The following is a 23,623-nucleotide window of genomic DNA, read 5'->3' as shown; positions in this document are numbered from 1 at the left end:
TATCGATTTTTATGTTCGGATTCATATCGTTCTATTTATATTTATCACGTAATAATTTGCCATAAAATACAGCGGAATGCAACTGTTTTTCAAGTTTTTTTCCGTTTCCTGTTGAATCTATTTATTCTATTGCCTTTCAAGACTACCCTTTCTTATAGCAACTTTTCAGGACATGTGTGTGATTATTCTGTGATAATTTAAATACATCAAAGAAGCTCTTTGAATTTACCATTCTTAATTCATGCTTTTGTTGCGTCCAAATAATTATCCTAGTTTGAAGTTAACCAATTGCAAATTGGATTAAAAATAAAGAATAAATCCAGTTTAATTTTTTTTGTGTTACATAAAAAATTTATAAAATAAGCTAAATAATTTAAGTTGAGATATAATTATAGTTTAAAATCTATGTTAATTCACAACAACTATTTAAATTGTTTTTTCAATATTGTAAAATAATACATGATAAATCTTCCGAAAGAGGTCGAATATGGAATATGGACAGTATTGATATCAGAATATTAAAGCTCCTTCAGAAGAATGCGCGGATTACTGCATCTGATATAGGCAGCGAAATAGGCCTTTCTGTTCCTGCTGTGAGCGACAGGCTTAAAAAGTTAGAAGCCTCAGGTATAATCCAGCAGTACACTACCATTATAAACCCTAAAAATCTGAAAAAAGAACTGACAGCTATTATGTTTATAAGCCTTGAAAGGCCAAAATTTACGGAGCGTTTTGTCGATTATGTCAAAGGTGAGGATGAAATTCTTGAATGCCATTATCTTGCAGGTGATTTCGATTATGCCCTTAAAATCGTTACAGAGAACACTTCCACTCTCGAAAGCCTGCTCAACAGGATCAAGAATGTGCAAGGTGTCCAGAAGACACGGACCATAGTAGTGCTTTCAACCGTTAAGAACAATTATTCGGTTATACCTGAAGATATTACAGGAGGTTGTTGATATGGTGATAGGTATTCCAAAGGAAATCAAGAACAATGAAAACAGGGTGGCCGTCACTGCGGCCGGCGTTCATGCACTCGTAAAACACGGACACAGGGTAGTCATAGAAAGGTCTGCCGGTGTCGGAAGCGGTATACCTGATAGTGAATATGAATCCGCAGGTGCCGTATTGGTTAATAATAATACCGATGTTTATGAAGAAGCCGATATGATTGTAAAAGTTAAAGAACCGCTTGAGTGCGAATATGACCTTTTAAAGGAAGGCCAGGTGCTGTTTACCTATTTGCATCTGGCTGCAAATCCTTTACTTGTCGAGGCCTTGTTAAGGAAAAAAGTCACTGGTATCGCTTACGAAACAGTTCAGCTGGCAAATGGCTCGCTCCCGCTTCTTGCCCCCATGAGCGAAGTTGCCGGAAGGATGTCTGTACAGATTGGTGCGACGTTGCTTCAAAAGAATAATGGTGGCCTTGGGGTTCTGTTGGGAGGAGTTCCTGGGGTACCGCCGGCAGAAGTTCTTATCATCGGCGGCGGAGTTGTGGGAACTAATGCTGCAAAAATGGCGGCAGGCCTGGGTGCAAAGGTTACCGTAATGGACATAAGTAAAAGCAGGTTATCATACCTAGATGATATATTTGCAGGCAGAATTTCAACATTAATATATAACGAATATGTAGCTGCTGAAATGCTACAGGAATGCGATCTTTTGATAGGAGCCGTACTGGTTCCCGGTGCCAAGGCCCCCAAAACCGTAACCGAAGAGATGGTTAAAACAATGAAGAAGGGTTCTGTTATCGTGGATGTTGCAATTGACCAGGGCGGCTCAGTTGAGACAATAGACAGGGTTACCACCCATGACAGTCCATGTTATGAGAAACATGGAGTCATACATTATTCAGTTGCAAACATGCCAGGAGCAGTTCCCCGGACTTCCACCTTTGCGCTCGCCGGTGTAACGCTGCCCTATCTCCTGGAAATCGCCGACAAGGGTGCTGAAAAGGCACTAAAAGAGAATTCAGCACTCATGCATGGTTTAAATACATATAATGGTTGTGTAACCTGTAAAGGAGTTGCTGACACCGTCAATCTTGAATACGTATCAGCCGATAAATGTCTTTCTGCTTTTTCATAAATATGATTTTCCATATGAATTCATAAGAAGCTTTGTCTTATTAGCAATTTCAGACGTAATCCATTGCTGATTAATTTTTAATTTTCAATATAAATTTTCAAGATAAATCCTCCTCCAGTCTGTATTTCACTCTAATACTTCTCTACAGATGGTACCGGCAATATACCTTGAACCACCTTCCTCGTCAAAATAATAATATGTAATTAATATATCTCCATTATTTAGTAATACGGAACTTGTATAGCCTATATCAGTCCCAAGTCCGTCATCCCTTAAAATAATATCCTTTGCCTGGTCAAAATTACTGCATTCACCATTGAGTAAAAATGCCCTTAGGCCAAAAGGTTTATATCTGTATCCATAGGTTACAATGACATTTCCGCTTTTAAGTCTTAATGCATGGAATGGACTTGGTGAATAGAATTTTCTTATAACTGGCTGGGTCCATGTATTTCCATTGTCATAAGATTCACTGGTAATTAGTGGAGCCGCCTCTATATTTTCGGGATCATAGACACTTTTATCGCCTCTCTTATGGGATCTGATAAATGTAACTAGTTTTCCAGATTCGGTTCTGTATAAATTTGGTTCAAAAAAGCTATAATCCGGAAGGCCTGGGACGGTAGAGATTTTGTTCCAGGTCCTGCCTAGATCATATGTTTTTAAAAATACTACTTTGCTAGGTTCATCTATATTACTGTCCCCATAAGCAGGCAGTAAAATTGCACCATCATCTAATACTACAATATTTCCACGTACAGCTATAGGCAGGTACCCAGGGTATTGAATTGGAATCGGTTCATCCCATGTTATTCCTCCGTCAAAAGATCGAATTGAGTATGCCTCATCGCGTCTTCCTATCCATTTTTCATCAATAATTCTGTCCGATGGAAGGATTTCTTTCACGTCTTCCTTTTTAAATACTTTCCACATAAAAAATGTACAGAATATTGTCCCATCATTTAAGAGATTTAGGCATGGGTCCTGTACACCATATACAAAATCATCATACAATTCATTAGCTTTCGTATCCCATGTTGCACCATCATCCTTTGATGTTATGTAAACTGCTTTTGAAGCTGCATCAATATGTGTAACTTTTCCAAAATTTTTGTTGGTTCCGTTAATATTTTTTCTTTGCCAGTCAGGCGCCTGTCTGAAACCTACAATAATGGTTCCATCCTGTTTTTTTATAACATTTGGAAAAGTATTATAATTTTCATCCTTAAAAATAATTAAGTCTTTTACCTTCTCCAGTCTGCTCATCATATATCCCTCCAAATCCTTTTTAGATTTATTTTCCATTTTCATTATTCATTTATTATTATTAATTTTATCTTTATCAAAGAATTACTACATTTTTAAACATTCTGCAAAAGCAAAAATAATCATTATAGTCAACTTTAAGTTACATAAAGTTCCAATATTATATTTTATGTTATCATAAATTGAATAATGTTTCAATTATAAAGTACCCCCTGGGCGCATTTTCAAATTTTGAAGAAAATGCTGGAAGTAACATTTTTGCCCCAAAGTGAATTTACAGGCTCTTAAGACTTGGAGCATTTAGTTACTGGAAGTATTTTCTTCATAAAAATAAAATGCGCCCTTCCCAGTTTTTTTCTGTACCCTTCTCAATAATGTTCCATATTAAGATGCTCAAGTATTCTCTTTGCATACAGTGAAGGTTTTGATGTTGATAATACATGTTTTCCGCTGCAGTCTTTGCAGTCTTTATAGTATTCCGAGAGAAAATAGCATATACTCATATCCAGCATAATTTAGCTGATTCTGCCTTTACTATTAGCTAATATTTAGTTATAATATAATTATATTAATTATGCATCATAAGATATAGGAAAGGAGGATGGCGTTCTCCCTCATGACTAAAGTCACGAATGTTCGAACGCAAACTTTATGAAGGTTAAAGCAACAGAAATTAAGAATCATTTGGGCAAATATTTGAAAATGTGTGCTGAAGAAGATATCTATATCACAAAGAATGATAAAATAATCGCAAAGCTTGTAAAATATAATGATGTTTCAGAGGGGCATGTACTGGTTACAGAAAAAGGAGCTGCATACAGCTATTCCGGTAATAAAATCTCTTATGAAGAGTTTCTCAAGATCACTGAGGGCAACGAAGAACGGTACGAATATATTGACGGTAAGGTTTTCCTCCTGGCATCACCTGGAATGATACATCAGATAATCCATTCAAACCTCTATAAAAAACTCATATTGTGGTTTGAAGGTAAAAAATGCCGTGTTTTCTCCGCTCCATTTGATGTAACACTTTATAATGAAGAAACAAAATCCAAAAATGTTGTGCAGCCGGACCTGCTTGTAACCTGTGATCACAAAGAGTCAACAAACAGCAAAGACAGATACATGGGAATCCCGTCACTTGTAATCGAAATCCAGTCACCACAAACAAGAAGCAGGGATATGGTGAAAAAGCTTAATGTTTATCTTGAAGGCGGAGTTAACGAATACTGGATCGTTGATCCTCAGGAGCGACAGGTAATACAGTACCATTTTACAGAAAAACAACCCTGCCGGATTATTGTGAACCAGTATACGGATACAATTAAATCACTGCATTTTAAAGGCCTTGAGATTGCCGTTGCAGATATTTTTGAGGAAGCCGGAATATAGAATTTTGAAGTAAAAATAATACAAAGTAGGAAGGTGAATTTACCGGTCCATTTTATTTTTCTACCCCATCCGGGTAGAACACTGTCTTAAGTCCGGAATTCCCAAACATTATGTTCTCAAAAAGACCTGGTGCATCATCTATCAAAAGCCTTTTATCCACGAGGTCCATCAGATTTATTTTCCCATTTCTGGCAAGAGCAAGTGCCTTACCAAAGGTCTTCTTGAGTGCAAAAGTACCTACAATTCTGAGTTCACGCTTAAACACCTCGTAAGGGTTTATTTTTATAGTACTGTTGTTAGGACAAACACCAAAGAAAAGTATAGCACCTGAATCCTTTACATATTTCACACCAGCCTCCACTACCTTTGGAACACCTGTGCAGTCAATGACAACCTCATAGGAATTAATAAGCCCTTGCTTTTCAAATTCTTTTGGTGTATATACCTGGTCTGCCCCCAATCTTTTTGCAAGAGCAAGCTTATCCTCAAAAAGGTCTACAACTGTAACGTTTGCAGCCCCATTAATACACGAAAGCTGCGTATGCATAAGACCAATCGGTCCCGCACCGAATATGAGCACTGATGCCCCCAGCGGTATACCAACTTTTTCCTGCCCATAAACCACACATGCAAGAGGTTCCACAAGCGCACCTGCAGTAAAGGAAAGTCCTGTAATATCAAATACGCAGCGTTCTGGGACTGTTAAAAACTGTGCAAAAGCACCATGCCTGGTAACACCTACTGCCTGCATATCCTTACAAAAGTTCTGACGGTTTTCTTTACAGGCATCACAAGCTTCACAAAATATATTAGGGTCTGCTGAAACATGTTGTCCAACTTTGAATTTTGTAACCTTTTCTCCAATAGCTTCTACGATTCCCGAAAACTCATGCCCGGGAATCCTGGGATATCCACCAAAATACTCACCTTTAAATATATGCACATCCGTGCCACATACCCCTACTGCCATTACTTTTAGAAGGATTTCATCCTCTTTGGGTACTGGAATTTCAGTTTCCCTCACTTGTGAATTCATAGGGCTATTGATAAAAAAAGCCTTCATCTTACTTTATCAACTCCTTTACCGCTGTGTTTCCTAAATCTTCAGCAATTCTTTCAAATTTTTATACATTATTTTCTCTTTATCCTCATTTCCCAATTTTGTATACTGAAGCTTTACAAGCTGGGTTTCGATATACTGCAAAGGCATAACTGAGCCAAATACTACATTTTCATTCCCTATGGCTTGTACGAAATTATCAAAAGCAGAATTCAATATATCAAGGCGGGCGAAATCATAATATATCCTACCCTGCCTATTTGCTGCTACAGGTTGAAGGTATCCCGAAATGTCCCAGGATGGACCATTGGTTATAATGAAGTCTGTTTCAGGGCATAGTGGCAATACCTGTTTTAATTCCTCCCGTGACAAATCTTCTTTGATATCAAGCCAGTGCCGCTGTCTTATATTTTCAATGGCACAAGGCAGATGTACCGGGATTTTTTTCTCTGCAGCCATATTAAGAATCTCTATAACATTACCGTCAGTCAATTTATATTTATGGTAACAGGGATACAACTCCAGGCCCTTCATACCTAAATTGTCTATACAATATAAAAAGTCCTTTTTCCATCCAGGATATGCAGGATTGATTATTGCAAAAGGTATAAAGCGCTCTTTATGGGGCTTTATTTGCTCCACCAATTCAATATTCCCTTCTAGGACATCTCTATAAAATATCGAATTTATATTAGATACGCAAGCCATATCTATTCCAGCTTTATCCATTAGCTTTAAAAGCTTTTCAGCAGAGTCAGTCTTGATTTGCCTGAAAGGCCAGTGTCCTATATATGTGTTTACATCAATAATCATTAATGCATCCCCCTTTCCAGATACTTCTCAAATCTTGGATTATTTAATATTATTATTTTATCTTCTTCGGAGATATCAGCACCTAAAAGTTTTCCAATACTTGAAGCAAATGAGCCATCGGTAGCAAATAAAATCCTGTCTGCCCCCATCGCCTGTACAGTTTTTTCTATTATACCTGCATCGTAGACACTACCGCTTATATCAGTAAAAATATTAGGGCAGTTTGCCATACCCTTAAGAGACCATTGCCAGTCTCCGCCTCCACCGATATGGCCATGGATAATTACCGCTTCCGGGTATTCTTCGGCAATTTTCGCGAAGTGCACGCCATTGGACAAAAAAGGTTGGGATTCGGGATTTACAGTTAGTTTTCCGGCATGGTGAAGAATAGGTATATCAAGATCGATACATTTTTCTATTATTGGCCGTACAACAGGATCAGATACAAAATAATGATTGTAAAGCTTTATGCCAATCATTCCCAATTCATTTACACACCTGTCAATTTCATCCAGTGCCTCCCTGGTATATCCCGGATTTATAAAAGCCATTCCTCTAATCATTTTTGGGTGTCGTTTCATTGCTATTGCAACAGTATCGTTACACTGCTTTATATCATCCGGCCCGGGTGTCCCTCCAGGAATAGGCAAGGAACAAACAAGACAGTCCATATAGGTTAAATATGCCATTTCCACCAACCGGTCACAACCTTCTTCATTCAATTCCCTTGTACCAGGTTTAAACCATACGTGCTCGTGCCAGTTAACTACTCTGTTATTTTTGAAAAGACCCATTTTTTCTTTAAATTGTGTCAAGGCATTTACCCCCTTATCCCTTACTTATTATAATAAACTTGTGAAATTAATAGCGATATTATACCACACTTACTCAAGTATCAACAAGCACTAAGAGATAATATTCAGTGAATCTTCCTATCTCAAATTCTGAATATACACTACAATCAACTTAAATAGGAAGGTTGCTTTTTTATTCCTTCCACAAAATATGTAGCTTTACAAAAGTCGTATATTAACCTATTATTATAATTGAGAAGCGTGACATGGCAGAGGTTAAAATTTGTTTCACTACTAAACTAAATAACTAAATATGAGAATTGCTTCTATATTACATAAATAGGGAGTTAATAATTATGTATATAGAAAAGAAGAAAATTATAGATAATAGCATGGATATCAGTATGAACGCAGATAACTATGTAAAAACTCTGGCGAGAGAACAGGAACGCAAGTATTCATTTCAAGCTGTGAACTCTACATTACATTGGTAATGGTGGACACCGGTATTACAAAGAAAGGGTTTGGGATTTTGTTAAAAAATGGTTTTCAGTACTGTCCATTACCAATTGACACTCAAACAACAAAGTGCTAAACTAAATTACAAAGGGCGTGGTTTTTATAAAAAAGAAAATTTGTATTATAGGATTGGGATACATTGGATTGCCTACTGCCGCCATGTTTGCTACCCATGGCCATGAAATAGTGGGTGTTGATATAAACAAGAAGGTAGTGGATGCCCTCAATCAAGGGAAAATAACAATTTACGAACCATACCTGGATATTTTGGTACAGGCGGCAGTAACTTCGGGGAACTTAAGAGGTAGCACTCTGCCCGAAGAAGCCGATGCATTTATTATAGCTGTACCTACTCCAATAACTGAAGAAAAAAATGCGGACATGTCATATGTAAAAACGGCCGCAGAATCCATTGTACCATATTTAAGAAAAGGCAACCTGGTTATCCTTGAATCCACATCGCCTCCAGGAACAGTAAACAATCTCCTTTTACCCATACTTGAAAAATCAGGTTTGAAAATTGGAGATGAACTCTTAGTAGCTCATTCTCCTGAAAGGGTTTTGCCGGGAAAAATCCTCATAGAGCTTGTAGAGAACCCAAGAATAGTAGGAGGGATAAACCAAAAATCGGCAGAAGCAGTAAGGGATCTATACCGTACCTTTGTAAAAGGAGATATCTACTTGACCGATGCTACTACTGCCGAAATGTGCAAGCTTATGGAAAATACATACCGCGATATAAATATAGCCCTGGCCAACGAACTTGCCATTCTTTGCGAAAACTTAGGTATAAGTGCATGGGAAGTTATTCAACTGGCTAATAAACACCCGAGGGTAAATATCCACCAGCCCGGTCCCGGGGTAGGCGGACACTGCATAGCGGTAGACCCCTGGTTTATTGTTGAAAAGGCTCCCGATACTGCCAGGCTGATTAAACTAGGCAGGATAATTAACGACAGCATGCCCATGTATGTATTCCAGAAAGCGAAAATCATATTGTCACAAACTCCTGAAGTAGCCGGCAGGAAAAAAGTAACCATATTAGGTATTTCATATAAACCGAATGTTGATGATACCAGGGAAAGTCCCATAATTGAACTTATTAACCTGTTCGAAGAAGAAGGCAACTATGAATTAAGTATATTTGATCCTCATGTCCAGGGCTATAATTATATGAATAAGGACATATATTCTGCGGCGGAGGGTAGCCATCTGCTTATATTGGGTGTTAATCATGATGCCTTTAACAAGGTTGATTTTGAGCTACTTTACAAGAAAATGACATTACCAAACATCCTGGATACCAGAAACTTCTGGGATAGAAAAGTTCTCTGTCAACTTGGATTTAATTATTATCTTCTGGGTGACGGGAGGATCTCATGAAAAAGGTGCTTATGATTGCCTATTCCTTCCCGCCTGCGGGAGGTCCTGGCGTTCAAAGGACTTCAAAGTTTGTAAAATATTTGAGTCGCTATGGCTGGGAACCGGTAATACTTACCAGGGATACCTTGAATATGCCGTTAAAGGATGAATCCCTTATTAAAGATATACCGGATGGTGTAAACATTATACGTACCAAAGCCTGGGATTTAACTTGTGGCAAAGGTATTACCGGCCTTATAGGAAAATTCATCAGCCGTAAACTTTTAATCCCTGATAGTGAAAGACTTTGGGAAATATTTTCAAGGAAAGTGGCTGAGAAGGCTATTGAAAACCAAAATATCCGGTTAATATATACTACTTCCCTACCCTATAGTTCTCATCTTATGGGAATTTATCTGAAAAAAAAGTACCCGCAAATTTCCTGGGTTGCAGATTTCAGGGATGAATGGACCAACAACCCATATATTCTCGACAACCCTTACAACCCGGTCAGGATGAGTATTGAGCGAAAGATGGAAAAAAACGTTCTTAAAACTGCCGATTGCCTTATTACAAACACACCGGTTATGCTTAAGAATTTTATAGAAAAAAATTCCTATATAGACAACCTTAAGGAAAAATTTTTTGTAATTCCGAATGGATACGATACTGATGATTTCAAGCATATAAATATTAAATTTTTTTCTTCTGAAACAAAACATGAAAAAAAGGGTGCTACCTTAAAAAATAACAAGTTTACAATTACTTATACCGGTTCATTTTACGGAAGGAGAAAACCTGATATATTTTTTAGTGCCCTTGCCCAACTTATAGGAGAAAATAGAATTAATAAGGATAAAATATATGTAAAACTCATCGGAAATTTTAAAGCAGATCAAATAAAACAGCTCTTAGAAAAGCACAATCTGGAAGGTTTGGTAGATATCCTCCCGTACATGGATCATGATGAATGCATTAGGAACATGGCTGCTTCTGACTGCCTTCTTCTCATAGAAGGATCAGGTCCCGGGGCTGAAGCTTTTTATACCGGCAAAGTGTTTGAATACATGGTCACAGGAAGACCAATTCTGGCCATAATCCCTGAAAATGGAGCAGCAGCCCAACTTATAAGGGAGACCTCTACAGGCTTAATATCCGACTGTTCAGACCTGGAAGCCGCTAAGAGAAATATCGAAAAGCTTTATACAGCATGGCTCAAAGGTATAAATGTCTATTTCCCCAACAAGGGAGAAATAAAGAAGTATGAAAGAAACACCCTTACCATGGAACTGGCAAAGGTGTTTGACAAGGCTTTGGAGAAGCCTTCTTGTCAATAATCCTAAGTTTCAAAAAGTCTCTCTTCTCACTATTTTTATTTTTCTTACACTTCTACCCTTACTTATTTTTCTGCCCTTACGCATCTATTCTATTCTCCGTTAAATTAATAGAGGCAAGCAATAACCCTATTACCACCCAAAAAATAACCATTACCCTGGGATAATACCACACATATTCAGCCGCACCTACAGTAAGGATTCCTGCAAGTGAAGATATTCCGGCAATAATATTATACTTAATGTATTTGTCACTCTGCATTTTTATTGTCTTAATTCCCTTCTTTACAGTGCTTATCAAGAAACCAATAAATGACAGCGCACCGATAAGCCCTGTTTCAATCCATACTTGTATGTATAGATTATGGGTATGGGGAGGTATTACTCTCGTATGAAGTGGATAATTTTGTACCACCTTCATAAAAACATCACTTCCCAACCCCGTCCCGGTTAACCAATAGTCTTCAAACACGGGTTGAATTGTTTTGTAGATTAAAAACCTGTAACTTACGGAACTGTCCCTGGGGTCCCAAATTGTAAGAATCCTATTATATACTGTCCTCGGCAAAAAAGGTACCATTGCAAAGCCTGCAAAAACAAACAACGGAACAAGCCGCCAGTTTATTAAAAGCACAAACACAAAGAAGGCCACAACAAAACCAATCCATGAGGACCTGGAATATGTTAAGATAAGCGCTACTAGTGGTGGTAAACCCATTCCAAATATAATAAACCTTTTGATAAAGGAATTGGAAGCAAGTATAATAGCAACATAAAATGGTATAAGCATAATTAATACCTGACCTAAGTTATTTGGGTTCTCCATGGTTGAATAAACTCTCCCCGGCATATCCGGATTTAGACTTAAATCAGTCTGCGCAGGATTTACCGGAATACCCCTGATACTCTGCACTATGGCATACATCCCCACGAATGTTATTCCAATCAGTATACTTTCTACAACAGTAGAAAGCCGTTCTTTAGTATTAATTGAGTTCACCAGTATTAAAACCAAAACAAGACAATTTAAGTGAAAAACCAGGAACCTTAAGCTAAGACTGGGGAATAGCGAAAATATTTGGGCAAGAAAAATAGAAATTACGAATATTGTAAGGTAAAAACTCACATATCTAAAATTCAGTCCGCTATTCTTATCTGTTACCGTTTTTATAAAGAGTAATGCCAGCAGGCCGAAAGCAATCATCGATGTAAAAATATTATACCAGAAACGGTGTGGGGTTATAACCATAATAAAAAGCGATAATGATACCAGTACATGCAAATTATCGGCAGCAAATATTAAAAATTTATATACACAGCTCCCGGTAAAAACATTCTGCCTCTTTTCATACAATTTTCTGCTCAAGTTTATCGAAGAGTGCAGTATGGAGGCAAATAAACCATATGTTTTACTGGACTTCCAAATCTTCGGAATAACACTATCCCTTTTTATTATTTCCAGTAAGATGCTGGAACCGAATATCCATCTAAACCATTCAGCTAATCTTTTCAATAGCACATAAATAATACTATTTTTAAAAGTTGCAAAAAGGTACTCTGCAATAATATAAAGTCTTCTAATTACTACACTTTGAGTTTCCAAGGGATGTTATTCCTCCTCCACTCTTTTTATATCCATGACACGTGTCCATATAACGCCATTTCCTGCTCTCAACTCAAGAGACCTTCCCACATAATAGTCGGCATTATTAAATATAATACCTGTATCGGTAAATATTCCTTTACCTCGTACATAAAGTTTCATTGATACATAACCGGGTCTTGTAGTCTGCACTAATTGACCCTGTTCATTGGCAGCAAAAACCACAGACTTGTCTATTTCCTTTGCCACTACTTCACCGAATACCGTATTTTTAACTGAATCCTTAACCTTATCTCCAACTTTTATTGCATCAGCTACAAATTGAGATAAATCCTCATTATAGAAAACTATTTCTATCATCTCTGTCTTCTTAAAGAGCATGGAGGAGGAAGAAAGCAGTTTGTAAGCAGCACCCGCTATTCCAAGGACAATTACCGCTACAACAATAAAATCCACAACATTTATTTTCCCAAATAGCCTTCCTTTTTCATCAATTAGCATTTTAAGTCATCCATCCTTTCAAAGTATTTTGTTTAAAGTATTCTTACGTTCTTATGTTATTTCCTGATACTATCCACGTATAAATTATAAGTTTTTTCTACTACTTTATCAAGACTAAATCTTTCTTTAACAGCTTTCAACGCATTTTCCCTGAGTTTTTGCCTCAATATCCCATCTTCCATAACTTTAAGGATTGCTTCAGCCATTTCTTTTGCATTATCATATTCTACCAATATTCCGCAGTTTGTTTCAGCATTAATAATATCACTGTTGCCTCCCATATTGGTGGCAATTACCGGAAGCCCTGATGCAAGGGATTCTATAATTAAAAAACTTAACGCCTCATGTTCTGATGAATTTACATACAGGTCGCTTCCGTAAAAAAGGTTTTTTACATCGCTGCGGAAACCGGTAAAGATAATTTCATTATTAAGGCCAAGATTGGATACCTGTTCTTTTACCTCAGGGAGGAGAGGGCCATCGCCTGCAAGGATACACCTGAATTTCCTACCAGTCATTTTCTTTAATTCATTGATAGAGTTGACAAGAAATTTATGGCCTTTATCATGGGCAAACCTTGATGCACAAAGTATAACAAATTCGTCTTCCCCAATAGCGAATTCCTCTCTCACGGTAGACTCAAGAGGTTCTCCCCAATAGGAAGGGTCTATACCGTTAAAAACTACCTTGATTTTTGAAGCTTTGTTACCATTAGCTATAAGCATTTCCCTGCCTTTATTACAGACAGCGATAATATTTGCTTCAAAAGGAGTTAAAACTCTATTAAAGAATTTTTGGATTGAATTATTTGGCAGAATAAAGTGATTGGTATATATCACCCTGACTTTAGAATTAAGAATACGGGAAAATATGGCAATATAATTTTCCCTTAAAAATTGGGTATGTATCAGGTCAATTTCTAGTTTTTTACATAGTTTGCTTAAATCCCATATTGCTTTAATATCAAATGGATTTCGCATCCTTATTTGAAAAGTTTCAACACCGATTGTTTTTAGTCTTTCCACCAGTAATCCTTCTTCATTGTAGGCAAAATATGCTTTTATTTTTTTGTTATTAAGCTTTTCAATCAATGAGTAAACATACCTCTCAGTACCTGCCTTCCCGGCATGGTTTAAAAGATATAATACTTTTAAAATATACCCCACCTCCTTAAGAGTTCTCCTGTGTGCCTTCTTTGATTCCTTTGTCTTCTTTATTCCTGAATTTGATAACCCTTGCCGGATTTCCCACTACCACTGCATAATCAGGCACATCTTTTGTTACTACTGCCCCTGCACCAATAATTACACCTTTTCCTATTTTTTTTCCGGGAAGAATAATAACTCTGGCTCCAATCCATACATCGTCCCCAATAAAAACCGGTTCTTTAGGTGCAGTCTGTAATCTCATGGGAATATCAAGCCTGCCTGTCTCATGATTCTGGGTAAATATCATAACATCCGGGCCCATCATTACATCATCTCCTATTTTTAAAGGACCGTAAACCCTGCAATTGAAACCTAGCCCGGAATTATTACCTATTTCTATATCCCTTCCCGAGCCAAAGTAAGCTCCATGTTCAATATTGATATTCTTACCTGCTTTTTTAAATATCCTCCTGCATAAAAATCCTCTTATACTCTTAGCCCCCATACTATAGGGCATGTCAGAAGCAGGTAAATGCCGCGCTATTAAATAGTAAAGCGCCAGGCAAGCATACCGTATAAATTCCTTCATAAATCTCTCCAAAAATTTATGTATCAAAGTATATTTTTGCTATATAATAATTTATTAATAATTTTATCACAGATATCGATATTTTAACAGATTATATCAAAATTTTGGTGCATTTAATTAATGGTTCCCATTGCCAAGCCCATAGCGGACTCTCACTGACAGATTAATGCCCATGCCGGTCGAACCTAACAAAAAAAGCGGGGGGGAATTCCCGCTTTTCTAAGTAATATAACAATTGTTTTATCCTATTCAACATCTATTGTACGTTTCTTTCCTTTTATTTCATCAGCCTTTGGTAAAGTTATTGTTAGGACTCCGTTATTGTATTTTGCTTTTACCCCTTCGTGTTTAATGTCCGGTACATAGAAGCTTCTGCTGCATGAGCCATATCTTCTTTCCCTTCTGATATAATCGCTTCTCTCTTCTTTTACTTCCTCATTTCTTTCAATGCAGATATTGAGGATATCATCTTTCAGCTCAAGTTTTATATCCTCTTTCCTTGCACCTGGAACCTCAACGTCAATTATATACTCATTTTCTGTCTCTTTAACGTCAGCTCTCATAGGATTTATCGGGGTAAAAAATGTTGGTATAAGTGAATCATTAAAGAAATCTTCAATCAAGCTTCCAATATCCCAGAAGCTGTCTCTCTTTCTTAAACCTGAACTCCTCCTATATGGAATTAGTCCGAACATATACAACACCTCCAAATAATTCTTATTTGTTTTTGTCCTTGACTTTCTTTGACCTTCTATTTATTGTTTATCATACAATATAAATATATGCAATGTCAATTTTTAGTTATATTTTACCTTTATTTGTTAACATTCTTATATATAATTAATTTTCTCTCTTTTTCTTAATCTTTTTATAATTTACAATTTTAATTACCAACTTAAACCAGTATTGTCACTTCTCACTTCCTTCTTCTCGTTTCTTACCTCTTTAAGCCAATCATTTTAAATATTTGTTCTTTTTCAAATGCTCCTATTGCTACCATAAGCAATGCACCTATAATAATACTCCCAGCCACCGAAAATGCTGTAATTAGTATTGTATATTCAAAAAATATAGTAAAAAAACTGCGGATATATTTCCCCGCTAACAACATAAATATGCCGACAACACCGGGTTTTAGTATCCAATTCCTTATATCAATGGACATTCCTGTTGTCTTTATTACTGCCGACAGGTTTAATATGCACATAAGGAAGGAGCTTGCAAAAATAGCTGTAATATAACTCTTAATGCCGTAGACAGGCAGGCAGAAATATACAAACCCTATTCTGATTATATAGCCTATTATGGAATTTCTTAAAGATACACCCTGTTTGCCTAATCCGTTAAGTATTCCCGTCAATGTCTGTTGAAAGTAGATAAATATACAGGTATATGATAACAGGTAAAGAAGTTCTCCTATATTTTCCCTTCTGAATATACTATTACTGATTTCATTGGGATAACACATAAATACTGCAGAAAAAAGGAATCCTAACACAAAGGTTATTTGTATGGATTTAGAAATTCTATGAATTACAGTTTTAAAATTTTTTAATGATAATGCCTCTGAGATAGCAGGGACAAGAGTAATTGCAAGGGATGATGTGACCAGAGAGGGAAAATATATAAGAGGCATAGCCATACCCGTCAGCTTCCCATACAATTCAATACTTGCCTGGTAATCCATCCCCCCTGCAAGAAGCCTCCTTGGTATAAGTATCAGTTCTACGGCAGACATGGCTGATGTAATAAACCTGTTTGATGATACCGGTAAAGAAATCTTTAATATTTCAAGTAATATTGTGCGTTTTCTCATTAGACCCTTTTTAGACTTATCTTTCGTATATTTTTTTATCCCCTGTTTATACATAATGTAAAGCACTAATAAGCTTGCTATTTCACCTATAACCATGGATGCCGTTGCAAAACCGCATGCATACTCCAAGCCTGCATTTATAAACTGTTTTGCAGCAAATAGCACAAGACCGATTCTTATAACTTGCTCCGTAATTTGAGACCAGGCAGTTGGTATTACCTCCTGGACTCCGTAGAAATAGCCTTTTAAAGTAGAAGAAAGGGTAATTACCGGTATGCATGGAATAAGTAATAATATAGAATAGTAAGTCCTGGGTTCTTTCAATATTTTATCTGCAATAAATTTGGCATTTATTAATAGAAAAAGAGAGATGGCTACACCAGCAATAAATACCGATAATAATGCAATTAAAGTTATTCTTCTTAAGTTAACAAAATGTCTTCTGGCCATTTCTTGGGCTACCATCTTGGATATAGCTATGGATACCCCCGACGTAAGAGTTAATATAATAAGGGAATAGACTGGAGATATTAGCTGAAAAATGCCCATTCCCTCTGAACCCAGCAGATTTGAAATATATATCCTGTAAACAAAGCCCAGTAAGCGGACAATTAATCCTGAAACCATTAAAACTACAGCACCACTAATAAACGATTTTTTAGCAGACATCATGACTCCTTTAAAATTATGTGTCATGATATAAATATTAATTACCGGGCATACTTATGACGAAAAATCTCAATTATTTTTACATTTTTCTTCTCTCCAGCCTTTCATTACGTCTCTGTTCAGCCTCCACATAATCCCTTTTTTCTTCTTCAGTTTCGGGAATGAGAGGCGGTACTAAAGTCGGCTTTCCTTCATGGTCAAGAGCAACATATGTTATGTAGGCTTTATTTGTTTGGATAATAGCTCCGGTTTTAAAGTTTTCTGCGAATACTCTTACAGTTACTTCCATTGATGTCCTCCCCACCCAAGTCAGTTTTGCTTTTAATATTACAAGCTCACCCACCCGAACCGGGTGCCTGAAATCCAGACTGTCAAGAGCAACAGTAGCTACTACCTTGTTTGAATGTCTTGAAGCCGCCATAGCTCCTGCTATGTCTATCCAATGCATCAGCCGCCCACCCAGCAGATTGCCAAGCAAGTTTGTATCATTCGGTAGCACAAGCTCCGTCATTTCAACCTGCGATTCCGAGGGAGTTTTCCCTTTCATTTCCCCCGTATTTTCTGTGCTTTTTGTACTCTTCGAATATTTAACCGTATCATCATGCATCTTTCATATTCCCAGCCTTTCTCTTCAATCTTTCCAACCTTTTTTTCAGCTCAAACCTATATATGTTGTTAATTATTCCCATCTTTAAGGATAGTTGGATCGCCTTTTCCGTCATCTCTATAGCCTTAGCGATGTTTTTTGACCTATGTTCATGGTATTTTGCCAATTCCACCAAAGAAAATATACTGAAAAAATCCTGGTTATGCATCATGTTTTCCCAGTGCTTGACTGCCTCCTTGTAATTCCCCTCTCGTTTATATATTTGGGAAAGCTTTTTTAAGGCTATATCTTTAACAAGTGGGTCTTCTAATTCCATGCATTTTTCAAAGCAGTCAACAACTGCATCATACTCACCGATGGACTCAAGCATTTTCCCAAGGCCAATAAGTTCATGCCCGCAATCCGCTTCAGAAAGAGGGTCTTCAAGCATATTATTTATTTTATAAAGCAGGGACACCATCGACAGTATATCCAGTTCATTGTGCTTCATAACCCTTTTAATTTCTCTTGCATCCCTGTCAATAACGTATTTAAAGTAAACTTGAGGGATTAATGCTCCCGGTATATCATCAGTCCTGAATTCCCCCAGGATATTTTCTTCCAGTGAAGAAAGGGCACAGCTTTCAAGCTTTCCTTTCCAAATCCTACGGGAAAGTAACAGCAAGTCTATATGTTTTGTATCCTCTTCCGTAAACTTGAGTCTAATTCTGTTATAAGTGTACCGCGTCCGGATTATGTTCCAATCAAAAGCTTTTCCATTAAAAGTAACAAGACCGTTATATGATTGGATCAACATGTTTAATGCATTAAGCATGGCTATCTCTTCATCATAGTCCCTCATAAAATGCTGCCTTACTACAAAGCTGTCATTCTCAAAGAACCCCGTACCTACCAGGAAAGCTACAGTCCCTACTCCTCCTGATAAACCGGTAGTCTCTACATCAAGAAACAAAAAGTTGCGGAGGGTTTCAGCATCCCCAATATCGGGGCACAGTCGCCTTAAAGAGCGGCTATTAATGTTCAGAACATCTCCTAGGCAACAGCCACCATATAGATACGATAAAGGGTACCTGTTTTCGATTATAAAACAACGACCGTCTTCATCCTGGTATATATCTCCTTCTGCAATATTCTCTATGTCTAATCCTCCAGCCATACCTACACAATTTTTGTTTTGCATATGAACTACCATTCCACTGCCTTTTTCCACAACATCCTTCTTTTCAGTCTGCCGCCCGTAATGCTTTAGCCTGTTAATAACATCCCAATCCATAAAGTTTCCACCTATATGTTGATTTTATCTTCTATTTTTTCGTACTTCTATTTTTTCGTAATAATATCAATGAGTTTTAGTGTTGTCTCTTTCGGGTTGCCGCTTCCCGAAAACTCATCCAAGGGACCTACACATGAAGGGCATCCCGACTCGCAAGTACAATTATTTATCATTCTTTTCGCTGTTTCAAATATTTCTTCGTGAATTTCATAGAGTTTGTCACTGAAGCCCACCCCTCCCGGATAATTATCGTAAATGTAGATGGTAGGTCTTTGAGTAAATGTTGACTTAACCTGGTATACTACACTTATGTCCCGTGGGTCGCACATAAGGTATATGGTAGAGGCATTTGCCAATATATTGGATAATCCGAGCAATCCGTTTTGCATATCGGTTTGAGTCATGCCTTCAGGTAGTTTTTCAGGAAAACTTACCCAGTATGATGTGGTATGCATGCTGGTTTCCGGGAGGTTTACCGGCCCTGAACCAATGTTTTCATGGGTATAAAATTTAATCTTCTTAAACATGGTAACAAGTGATGATACCATTACTTCTCCAATACTCTTTAATATATCATTGCGGGCTTCTTCCCTGAAAACATCAATCACTTTCAAGTCAACGGCAAGGTTCGCATCCGTGTAATAATCCACGTCCACCATTTTTACATAAGCCTTCTTTTCTTCAAAGTCCAGCTTTTCCACCTGGTACTGCTGCCCTTCATGGATGTATATGGCTTCCTCGTGGAGGAGCATGGGAGCACTGAACCTGCAGCACTCGCCGATAACACGCCTGTCAGGGGAGGTTATGTCTACGATAATGAAGTTTTCGTTAGAGGCGCTTCTTAAACTGATTTCGTCTGCCGGAAATACATCGGACATCCAATACCACCTGTTGCCTACATGCCTTAATATTCTCGCTTCCTCCATGTATGCCAATACCTCCCTTGTTGTCTCTACCCCAAATTTTTCATCATCGGTAAAAGGAAGCTCAAAAGCCGCACACTTCATATGGCTATATAAAATTACAAGGTTATCCGGGTTTATAAGGCCATTTTCGGGGCTTTTTTCAAAGAAATAACCAGGATTGTTTATGATATACTGGTCAATAGGATTACTGCTGGCCACAAGGACAGCAGCAGATATGCTGTTCTTTCTTCCCGCCCTGCCTGCCTGCTGCCACGTGCTGGATATAGTTCCGGGGTAGCCGCACATAATACAGGTTTCAAGACTGCCTATGTCAATCCCTAGCTCAAGGGCATTGGTTGCAACAATTCCGGTTATTTCCCCATTTCTCATCCCTCTTTCAATCTCCCGCCTCTGGTTAGGCAAGTAACCGCCCCTGTATCCCCTTACACAATTGCTGCCCCTTACGCTTTTGCTGAAAATATCTTTAAGGTAAGTAACAAGTACCTCAACATTTAATCTACTCCTGGTAAATACGATGGTCTGAATATTGTTTCTTATAAAAATCTCAGCCAGGTACCTGGCTTCAAGGGCGCTGCTCCTCCGTATTCCCAGCTCTCTATTTACTAGGGGAGGATTATAAAAAATTATGTGCTTTTCTCCGGATGGCGCACCATTATTATCTATAACCGAAACCTCCATCCCTGTTATCCTGCCGGCCAGTTCTCCTGGATTGGCTATTGTGGCGGAACAGCAAATAAATTGAGGTTTAGAACCATAAAAATCACAAACGCGTTTTAACCTGCGCATGACATTGGCCATGTGGCTTCCAAATACTCCCCTGTAATGATGGATTTCATCAATAATGACGTATTTTAAGTTTTCAAAAAGCTTTGTCCACTTTGTGTGATGAGGAAGTATGCCGCTGTGGAGCATATCCGGGTTGGTAACTACAATATGGCCTGCCTGCCTTATTGCTTTTCTTGCAGACTGAGGTGTATCGCCGTCATATGTGTATGTTTTTATTTCCACCCCTGCTTCAGTTATAAGCTCATGGAGCTCGGCCAACTGGTCCTGGGCAAGGGCTTTTGTAGGAAAAATAAATAACGCCCGGGCTTCTTTATCCTTGATTATTGCGTCAAGCACCGGAATATTATAACACATTGTTTTACCTGATGCAGTAGGTGTTACAACAACGATGTTTTTTCCGCTGCACACTTCGGATATTGCTGTTGCCTGATGAGAGTAAAGGCGGTATATACCCTTTCGTCTCAGAGCATCTTTAATCCTTAGGTCAATATCCTCGGGAAATTCATCATACACCGCTTCCCTTGAAGGTATTTTAGCCCAATACGTAATGTTTTTGGCAATCCGTTCATTGTGTTTTATTTGTTCAAGTACCTGCTCCAGATTCATATTTCAACAACCCCGATTTTATTAGCTTTCTTTTATGATTATCGAACGTACATTCTAGAATTTAATACAATTTTATTATATATTATTTATCAGAATTGTAAAGACTTCGGGGACGCATTTTCTTCCCATGACCCATTATATTCCTATGATTTCAAATACTCTTCCAACACCTTTACAACTTCATCCCGGCAAAAAAGCCGGAAAACTTTCTGTTTTACATGGTTGGAGTTCCGCATCCCTTTTATGTACCAGGCAATATGTTTTCTCATTTCGCTGACCCCTCCAGGCTCTCCTTTTTGCTTTATCAGCATATCCATATGTCGAATAATCATTTCAAGTTTTTCTTCATTGGAAGGCTCAGGTAAGAGTTGACCGGTTTTAAGGTAATGGAGTACCCTTTTGAAAATCCAGGGGTTCCCCTGTGCTCCTCTTCCTATCATTACAGCATCGCAATTTGTCTTAGTGAGCATTTCCTTAGCATCTTCAGGAGTAAAAATATCCCCATTTCCTATTACAGGAATGGATACAGCTTCCTTGACCTTTGCAATTACATCCAAATCAGCCTTCCCGCCGTAAAACTGATCTCTTGTCCTTCCATGTATCGCTACTGCCTTTACACCGTTTTCCTCAGCAATCTTAGCAAATTCTACAGCGTTTACATGGGATTGGTCCCAGCCTTTCCTGAACTTAACAGTCACAGGTTTATTAGTAACCTTAACAACCTCTCTAATTATTTCACCGGCAAGGGATGGGTTTAACATGAGGGCGCACCCTTCTCCGTTTTTCGTTATTTTAGGTGTGGGACAGCCCATATTTATATCAATTATATCGGCATTAGAATTGTTTAATTCTTCAGCCACTTTGGCCATCACATAAGGTTCTGACCCGAATATCTGGACAGCGGCAGGTTTTTCTTTTTCATTAATTTCAGCAAGTTTCCTGCTTTTATCATCTTCATAATACATCCCCTTTGCACTTACCATTTCCGTATACACAAGACCGCACCCCTGCTCCTTGCATAAAAGCCTGAAAGGCATATCGGTAACGCCGGCCATAGGCGCAAGGAATATGTTATTGCCAAGTTTCACATTTCCAATATACATAAAAACCTCCCGATAATGATTTCAGTGCAACAGAATCAATAATAGTATAACATGAACCTGCTTTTTTAAATATCGGAATGTGAAAGAATTTTCTTATAGTTAGTAATTAGACCTGGCATGATTATGATACATCTGATTAGGCTGGGTATGATTAGGTTAGATCAGTATGATTAGGCGAAATTTTATTTACGCGAAAAAATTATTGGCGCCCCGGGCAGGAATCGAACCCGCATTGGTGGATCCGGAATCCACAGCCTTATCCATTAGGCCACCGGGACGCGTATTTTGACTATTATTTATATTTTGTCTAATTATTTATATTATACGCCAATACTATTGAATTGGCAATATGCCGCAAGCAAATTATAAATTATTTCCGTTAAGCAAACGCTCTGCTTATTAAATTTGTACATACTATGCTGCACATTGCCACTTCACACCCTAAATAATGCCAAAATCCAATTATCTATCATATATGAAAAGGCATATACCAGCAAATGGTTCCATACAAGTATTGCTAAAAATGCTAACCTTTTAAAAAGAGGGCTGAAATTATACAGCACATTTACACCGCGGGATATTGCAGCACTGAACCATATCGGTATAAGCAAATCAATTATAGCAGCAAGATAAATAAAAACTGTATTAATCTCATTGTTTAAATTATAGTATATATAAAAAATAAGTATTTCGGCAGGCAATATTAAAAAATGGGCCACAATATAAACTTTTATTAGCCTTATTAAAAGCCCCCTATCTATTTTCATATTTCCGTCTTTCTTAAAACGCTTGAATAAGTCAAATAAAGGGATTGAAAAAAAGAACACATCTATTATACCCAAACCGAAAATAAAAATAATTGATAGAATTATGTTAAAAATCAAATCGCCTTGAGTTTTGTCAACAAATAACTTGTTATAATTTATAAATAAAACAAACACAATATCTACCAGGCCCACAAATATTATTCCCCCATAAAGGCCGGGTTTTTTATCTGTAATCCGCTTATATAAATCCTTAGGAAATAATAATACATCCAGTAATTTACCCATATCTCATTTCTCCATATCGTCATATATACTTTTTTATAAATATTTTTATAAATAGCATAATTTTTACACAAATTTTCTGTATACAAATCTGCATTGTATCTTAATTTTTTTCTGCTTTTTATATAATACAACTTATACAAGGTAAAATCAATGCATAAGATTATAAGAGGGCGCATTTTATTTTTATGAACTCAATTGCAAAAGTAAATTCCACCCCTACGATATCCGACAGTGGAAATTACTCTTACAAATTTAAGGGTGGAATTTAACAGTGCAAACTTTAACAGTGCAAACTTTATCAGTGGAAATGTCAGAA

At 37.4% G+C, this 23,623-nt stretch carries 21 protein-coding genes and 1 tRNA gene; 6 read left to right on the top strand and 16 right to left on the bottom strand.

Annotated elements, in window-relative coordinates; translation table 11 throughout:
• Window positions 1–494: 494 nt before the first annotated feature.
• Together HPY74_01805 and ald are read left to right on the top strand one after the other, a co-directional pair.
• Entirely contained in the window at window positions 495–959 is a 465-nt protein-coding gene (locus tag HPY74_01805; GenBank protein NSW89412.1) for an Lrp/AsnC family transcriptional regulator, read from the top strand.
• Window position 960: 1 nt separating this feature from the next.
• Window positions 961–2,088, top strand: a complete 1,128-nt coding sequence (gene ald / locus HPY74_01800) for an alanine dehydrogenase (GenBank protein ID NSW89411.1) — start codon at window positions 961–963, stop codon at window positions 2,086–2,088.
• Between the two features lie 126 nt (window positions 2,089–2,214).
• On the opposite strand, the gene HPY74_01795 is transcribed toward ald, so the two are convergent.
• Window positions 2,215–3,393 carry an exo-alpha-sialidase gene (locus HPY74_01795; GenBank protein NSW89410.1) on the bottom strand — a complete coding sequence of 393 codons (1,179 nt, stop codon included), beginning with the start codon at window positions 3,391–3,393 and terminating at the stop codon, window positions 2,215–2,217.
• A gap of 612 nt (window positions 3,394–4,005) precedes the next feature.
• Here HPY74_01795 and HPY74_01790 point away from each other — a divergent pair.
• The gene (locus tag HPY74_01790) at window positions 4,006–4,746 is read left to right on the top strand and encodes a Uma2 family endonuclease (GenBank protein ID NSW89409.1); all 741 of its coding nucleotides are present in this window, start codon (window positions 4,006–4,008) and stop codon (window positions 4,744–4,746) included.
• Between the two features lie 52 nt (window positions 4,747–4,798).
• Here the strand turns inward: HPY74_01790 and HPY74_01785 are convergent, their stop codons facing one another.
• From HPY74_01785 to HPY74_01775, 3 genes are read right to left on the bottom strand one after another with little or no spacing between them, the layout of a single operon-like run.
• Entirely contained in the window at window positions 4,799–5,809 is a 1,011-nt protein-coding gene (locus HPY74_01785) for a zinc-dependent alcohol dehydrogenase family protein (GenBank protein ID NSW89408.1), read from the bottom strand.
• Between the two features lie 33 nt (window positions 5,810–5,842).
• The gene (locus tag HPY74_01780) at window positions 5,843–6,619 is read right to left on the bottom strand and encodes a hypothetical protein (GenBank protein ID NSW89407.1); all 777 of its coding nucleotides are present in this window, start codon (window positions 6,617–6,619) and stop codon (window positions 5,843–5,845) included.
• Complete coding sequence (locus tag HPY74_01775; protein ID NSW89406.1) at window positions 6,619–7,434, bottom strand: amidohydrolase; 816 nt, start codon at window positions 7,432–7,434, stop codon at window positions 6,619–6,621. Before HPY74_01775 ends, HPY74_01780 begins: the two co-directional genes overlap by 1 nt.
• A gap of 335 nt (window positions 7,435–7,769) precedes the next feature.
• Here HPY74_01775 and HPY74_01770 point away from each other — a divergent pair, with 335 nt between their 5' ends.
• The 3 genes from HPY74_01770 (at window position 7,770) to HPY74_01760 (ending at window position 10,631) form a co-directional block, all read left to right on the top strand.
• A complete protein-coding gene (locus tag HPY74_01770; GenBank protein NSW89405.1) occupies window positions 7,770–7,907 on the top strand; it encodes a hypothetical protein in 138 nt (45 codons plus the stop codon).
• Between the two features lie 127 nt (window positions 7,908–8,034).
• Window positions 8,035–9,315 (top strand): UDP-N-acetyl-D-mannosamine dehydrogenase, encoded by a 1,281-nt coding sequence (gene wecC / locus HPY74_01765; protein NSW89404.1) that lies wholly within the window; start codon window positions 8,035–8,037, stop codon window positions 9,313–9,315.
• A complete protein-coding gene (locus HPY74_01760) occupies window positions 9,312–10,631 on the top strand; it encodes a glycosyltransferase family 4 protein (protein NSW89403.1) in 1,320 nt (439 codons plus the stop codon). Before wecC ends, HPY74_01760 begins: the two co-directional genes overlap by 4 nt.
• A gap of 76 nt (window positions 10,632–10,707) precedes the next feature.
• Here the strand turns inward: HPY74_01760 and HPY74_01755 are convergent, their stop codons facing one another.
• The 12 genes from HPY74_01755 to HPY74_01700 form a co-directional block, all read right to left on the bottom strand.
• Window positions 10,708–12,231: an O-antigen ligase family protein gene (locus HPY74_01755; protein ID NSW89402.1), complete on the bottom strand. Its 1,524-nt coding sequence runs from the start codon at window positions 12,229–12,231 to the stop codon at window positions 10,708–10,710.
• Between the two features lie 6 nt (window positions 12,232–12,237).
• Window positions 12,238–12,732, bottom strand: coding sequence for a DUF4330 domain-containing protein (locus tag HPY74_01750; GenBank protein NSW89401.1), 495 nt, complete (start codon window positions 12,730–12,732; stop codon window positions 12,238–12,240).
• Between the two features lie 56 nt (window positions 12,733–12,788).
• On the bottom strand, window positions 12,789–13,889 hold the full coding sequence (locus HPY74_01745) for a glycosyltransferase (protein ID NSW89400.1): 1,101 nt from the start codon (window positions 13,887–13,889) through the stop codon (window positions 12,789–12,791).
• Between the two features lie 13 nt (window positions 13,890–13,902).
• Window positions 13,903–14,469, bottom strand: a complete 567-nt coding sequence (locus HPY74_01740) for an acetyltransferase (protein NSW89399.1) — start codon at window positions 14,467–14,469, stop codon at window positions 13,903–13,905.
• 245 nt (window positions 14,470–14,714) lie between these two features.
• Window positions 14,715–15,164, bottom strand: coding sequence for an Hsp20/alpha crystallin family protein (locus HPY74_01735; GenBank protein NSW89398.1), 450 nt, complete (start codon window positions 15,162–15,164; stop codon window positions 14,715–14,717).
• Window positions 15,165–15,406: 242 nt separating this feature from the next.
• On the bottom strand, window positions 15,407–16,954 hold the full coding sequence (gene spoVB / locus HPY74_01730) for a stage V sporulation protein B (GenBank protein NSW89397.1): 1,548 nt from the start codon (window positions 16,952–16,954) through the stop codon (window positions 15,407–15,409).
• Window positions 16,955–17,033: 79 nt separating this feature from the next.
• Window positions 17,034–17,501 carry an acyl-CoA thioesterase gene (locus HPY74_01725; protein ID NSW89396.1) on the bottom strand — a complete coding sequence of 156 codons (468 nt, stop codon included), beginning with the start codon at window positions 17,499–17,501 and terminating at the stop codon, window positions 17,034–17,036.
• A 52-nt stretch (window positions 17,502–17,553) separates the two neighbouring features.
• Complete coding sequence (locus tag HPY74_01720) at window positions 17,554–18,834, bottom strand: ribonuclease H-like domain-containing protein (GenBank protein NSW89395.1); 1,281 nt, start codon at window positions 18,832–18,834, stop codon at window positions 17,554–17,556.
• Window positions 18,835–18,881: 47 nt separating this feature from the next.
• A complete protein-coding gene (locus tag HPY74_01715; GenBank protein ID NSW89394.1) occupies window positions 18,882–21,152 on the bottom strand; it encodes a DEAD/DEAH box helicase in 2,271 nt (756 codons plus the stop codon).
• A 143-nt stretch (window positions 21,153–21,295) separates the two neighbouring features.
• Window positions 21,296–22,255 (bottom strand): tRNA dihydrouridine synthase DusB, encoded by a 960-nt coding sequence (gene dusB / locus HPY74_01710; GenBank protein ID NSW89393.1) that lies wholly within the window; start codon window positions 22,253–22,255, stop codon window positions 21,296–21,298.
• A 203-nt stretch (window positions 22,256–22,458) separates the two neighbouring features.
• Window positions 22,459–22,533 (bottom strand) — tRNA-Arg (locus HPY74_01705).
• Between the two features lie 156 nt (window positions 22,534–22,689).
• On the bottom strand, window positions 22,690–23,307 hold the full coding sequence (locus HPY74_01700; GenBank protein ID NSW89392.1) for a hypothetical protein: 618 nt from the start codon (window positions 23,305–23,307) through the stop codon (window positions 22,690–22,692).
• Window positions 23,308–23,623: the final 316 nt, after the last annotated feature.

The sequence above is a fragment of the Bacillota bacterium genome, from assembly GCA_013314855.1.
In the GTDB taxonomy this organism is placed as follows: domain Bacteria; phylum Bacillota; class Clostridia; order Acetivibrionales; family DUMC01; genus Ch48.
Note: the sequence above shows the minus strand (reverse complement) of the source record. Positions and strands in the feature narration are given on the sequence as shown.

Bases quoted from the DNA above. Each gene is read 5' to 3' on its own strand.
- HPY74_01805 (NSW89412.1), top strand. From the start codon at position 495: ATGGACAGTATTGATATCAGAATATTAAAGCTCCTTCAGAAGAATGCG.
- ald (NSW89411.1), top strand. From the start codon at position 961: ATGGTGATAGGTATTCCAAAGGAAATCAAGAACAATGAAAACAGGGTG.
- HPY74_01795 (NSW89410.1), bottom strand. From the start codon at position 3,393: ATGGAAAATAAATCTAAAAAGGATTTGGAGGGATATATGATGAGCAGA.
- HPY74_01790 (NSW89409.1), top strand. From the start codon at position 4,006: ATGAAGGTTAAAGCAACAGAAATTAAGAATCATTTGGGCAAATATTTG.
- HPY74_01785 (NSW89408.1), bottom strand. From the start codon at position 5,809: ATGAAGGCTTTTTTTATCAATAGCCCTATGAATTCACAAGTGAGGGAA.
- HPY74_01780 (NSW89407.1), bottom strand. From the start codon at position 6,619: ATGATTATTGATGTAAACACATATATAGGACACTGGCCTTTCAGGCAA.
- HPY74_01770 (NSW89405.1), top strand. From the start codon at position 7,770: ATGTATATAGAAAAGAAGAAAATTATAGATAATAGCATGGATATCAGT.
- HPY74_01760 (NSW89403.1), top strand. From the start codon at position 9,312: ATGAAAAAGGTGCTTATGATTGCCTATTCCTTCCCGCCTGCGGGAGGT.
- HPY74_01750 (NSW89401.1), bottom strand. From the start codon at position 12,732: ATGCTAATTGATGAAAAAGGAAGGCTATTTGGGAAAATAAATGTTGTG.
- HPY74_01740 (NSW89399.1), bottom strand. From the start codon at position 14,469: ATGAAGGAATTTATACGGTATGCTTGCCTGGCGCTTTACTATTTAATA.
- HPY74_01735 (NSW89398.1), bottom strand. From the start codon at position 15,164: ATGTTCGGACTAATTCCATATAGGAGGAGTTCAGGTTTAAGAAAGAGA.
- spoVB (NSW89397.1), bottom strand. From the start codon at position 16,954: ATGTCTGCTAAAAAATCGTTTATTAGTGGTGCTGTAGTTTTAATGGTT.
- HPY74_01725 (NSW89396.1), bottom strand. From the start codon at position 17,501: ATGAAAGGGAAAACTCCCTCGGAATCGCAGGTTGAAATGACGGAGCTT.
- HPY74_01720 (NSW89395.1), bottom strand. From the start codon at position 18,834: ATGGATTGGGATGTTATTAACAGGCTAAAGCATTACGGGCGGCAGACT.
- HPY74_01715 (NSW89394.1), bottom strand. From the start codon at position 21,152: ATGAATCTGGAGCAGGTACTTGAACAAATAAAACACAATGAACGGATT.
- dusB (NSW89393.1), bottom strand. From the start codon at position 22,255: ATGTATATTGGAAATGTGAAACTTGGCAATAACATATTCCTTGCGCCT.
- HPY74_01700 (NSW89392.1), bottom strand. From the start codon at position 23,307: ATGGGTAAATTACTGGATGTATTATTATTTCCTAAGGATTTATATAAG.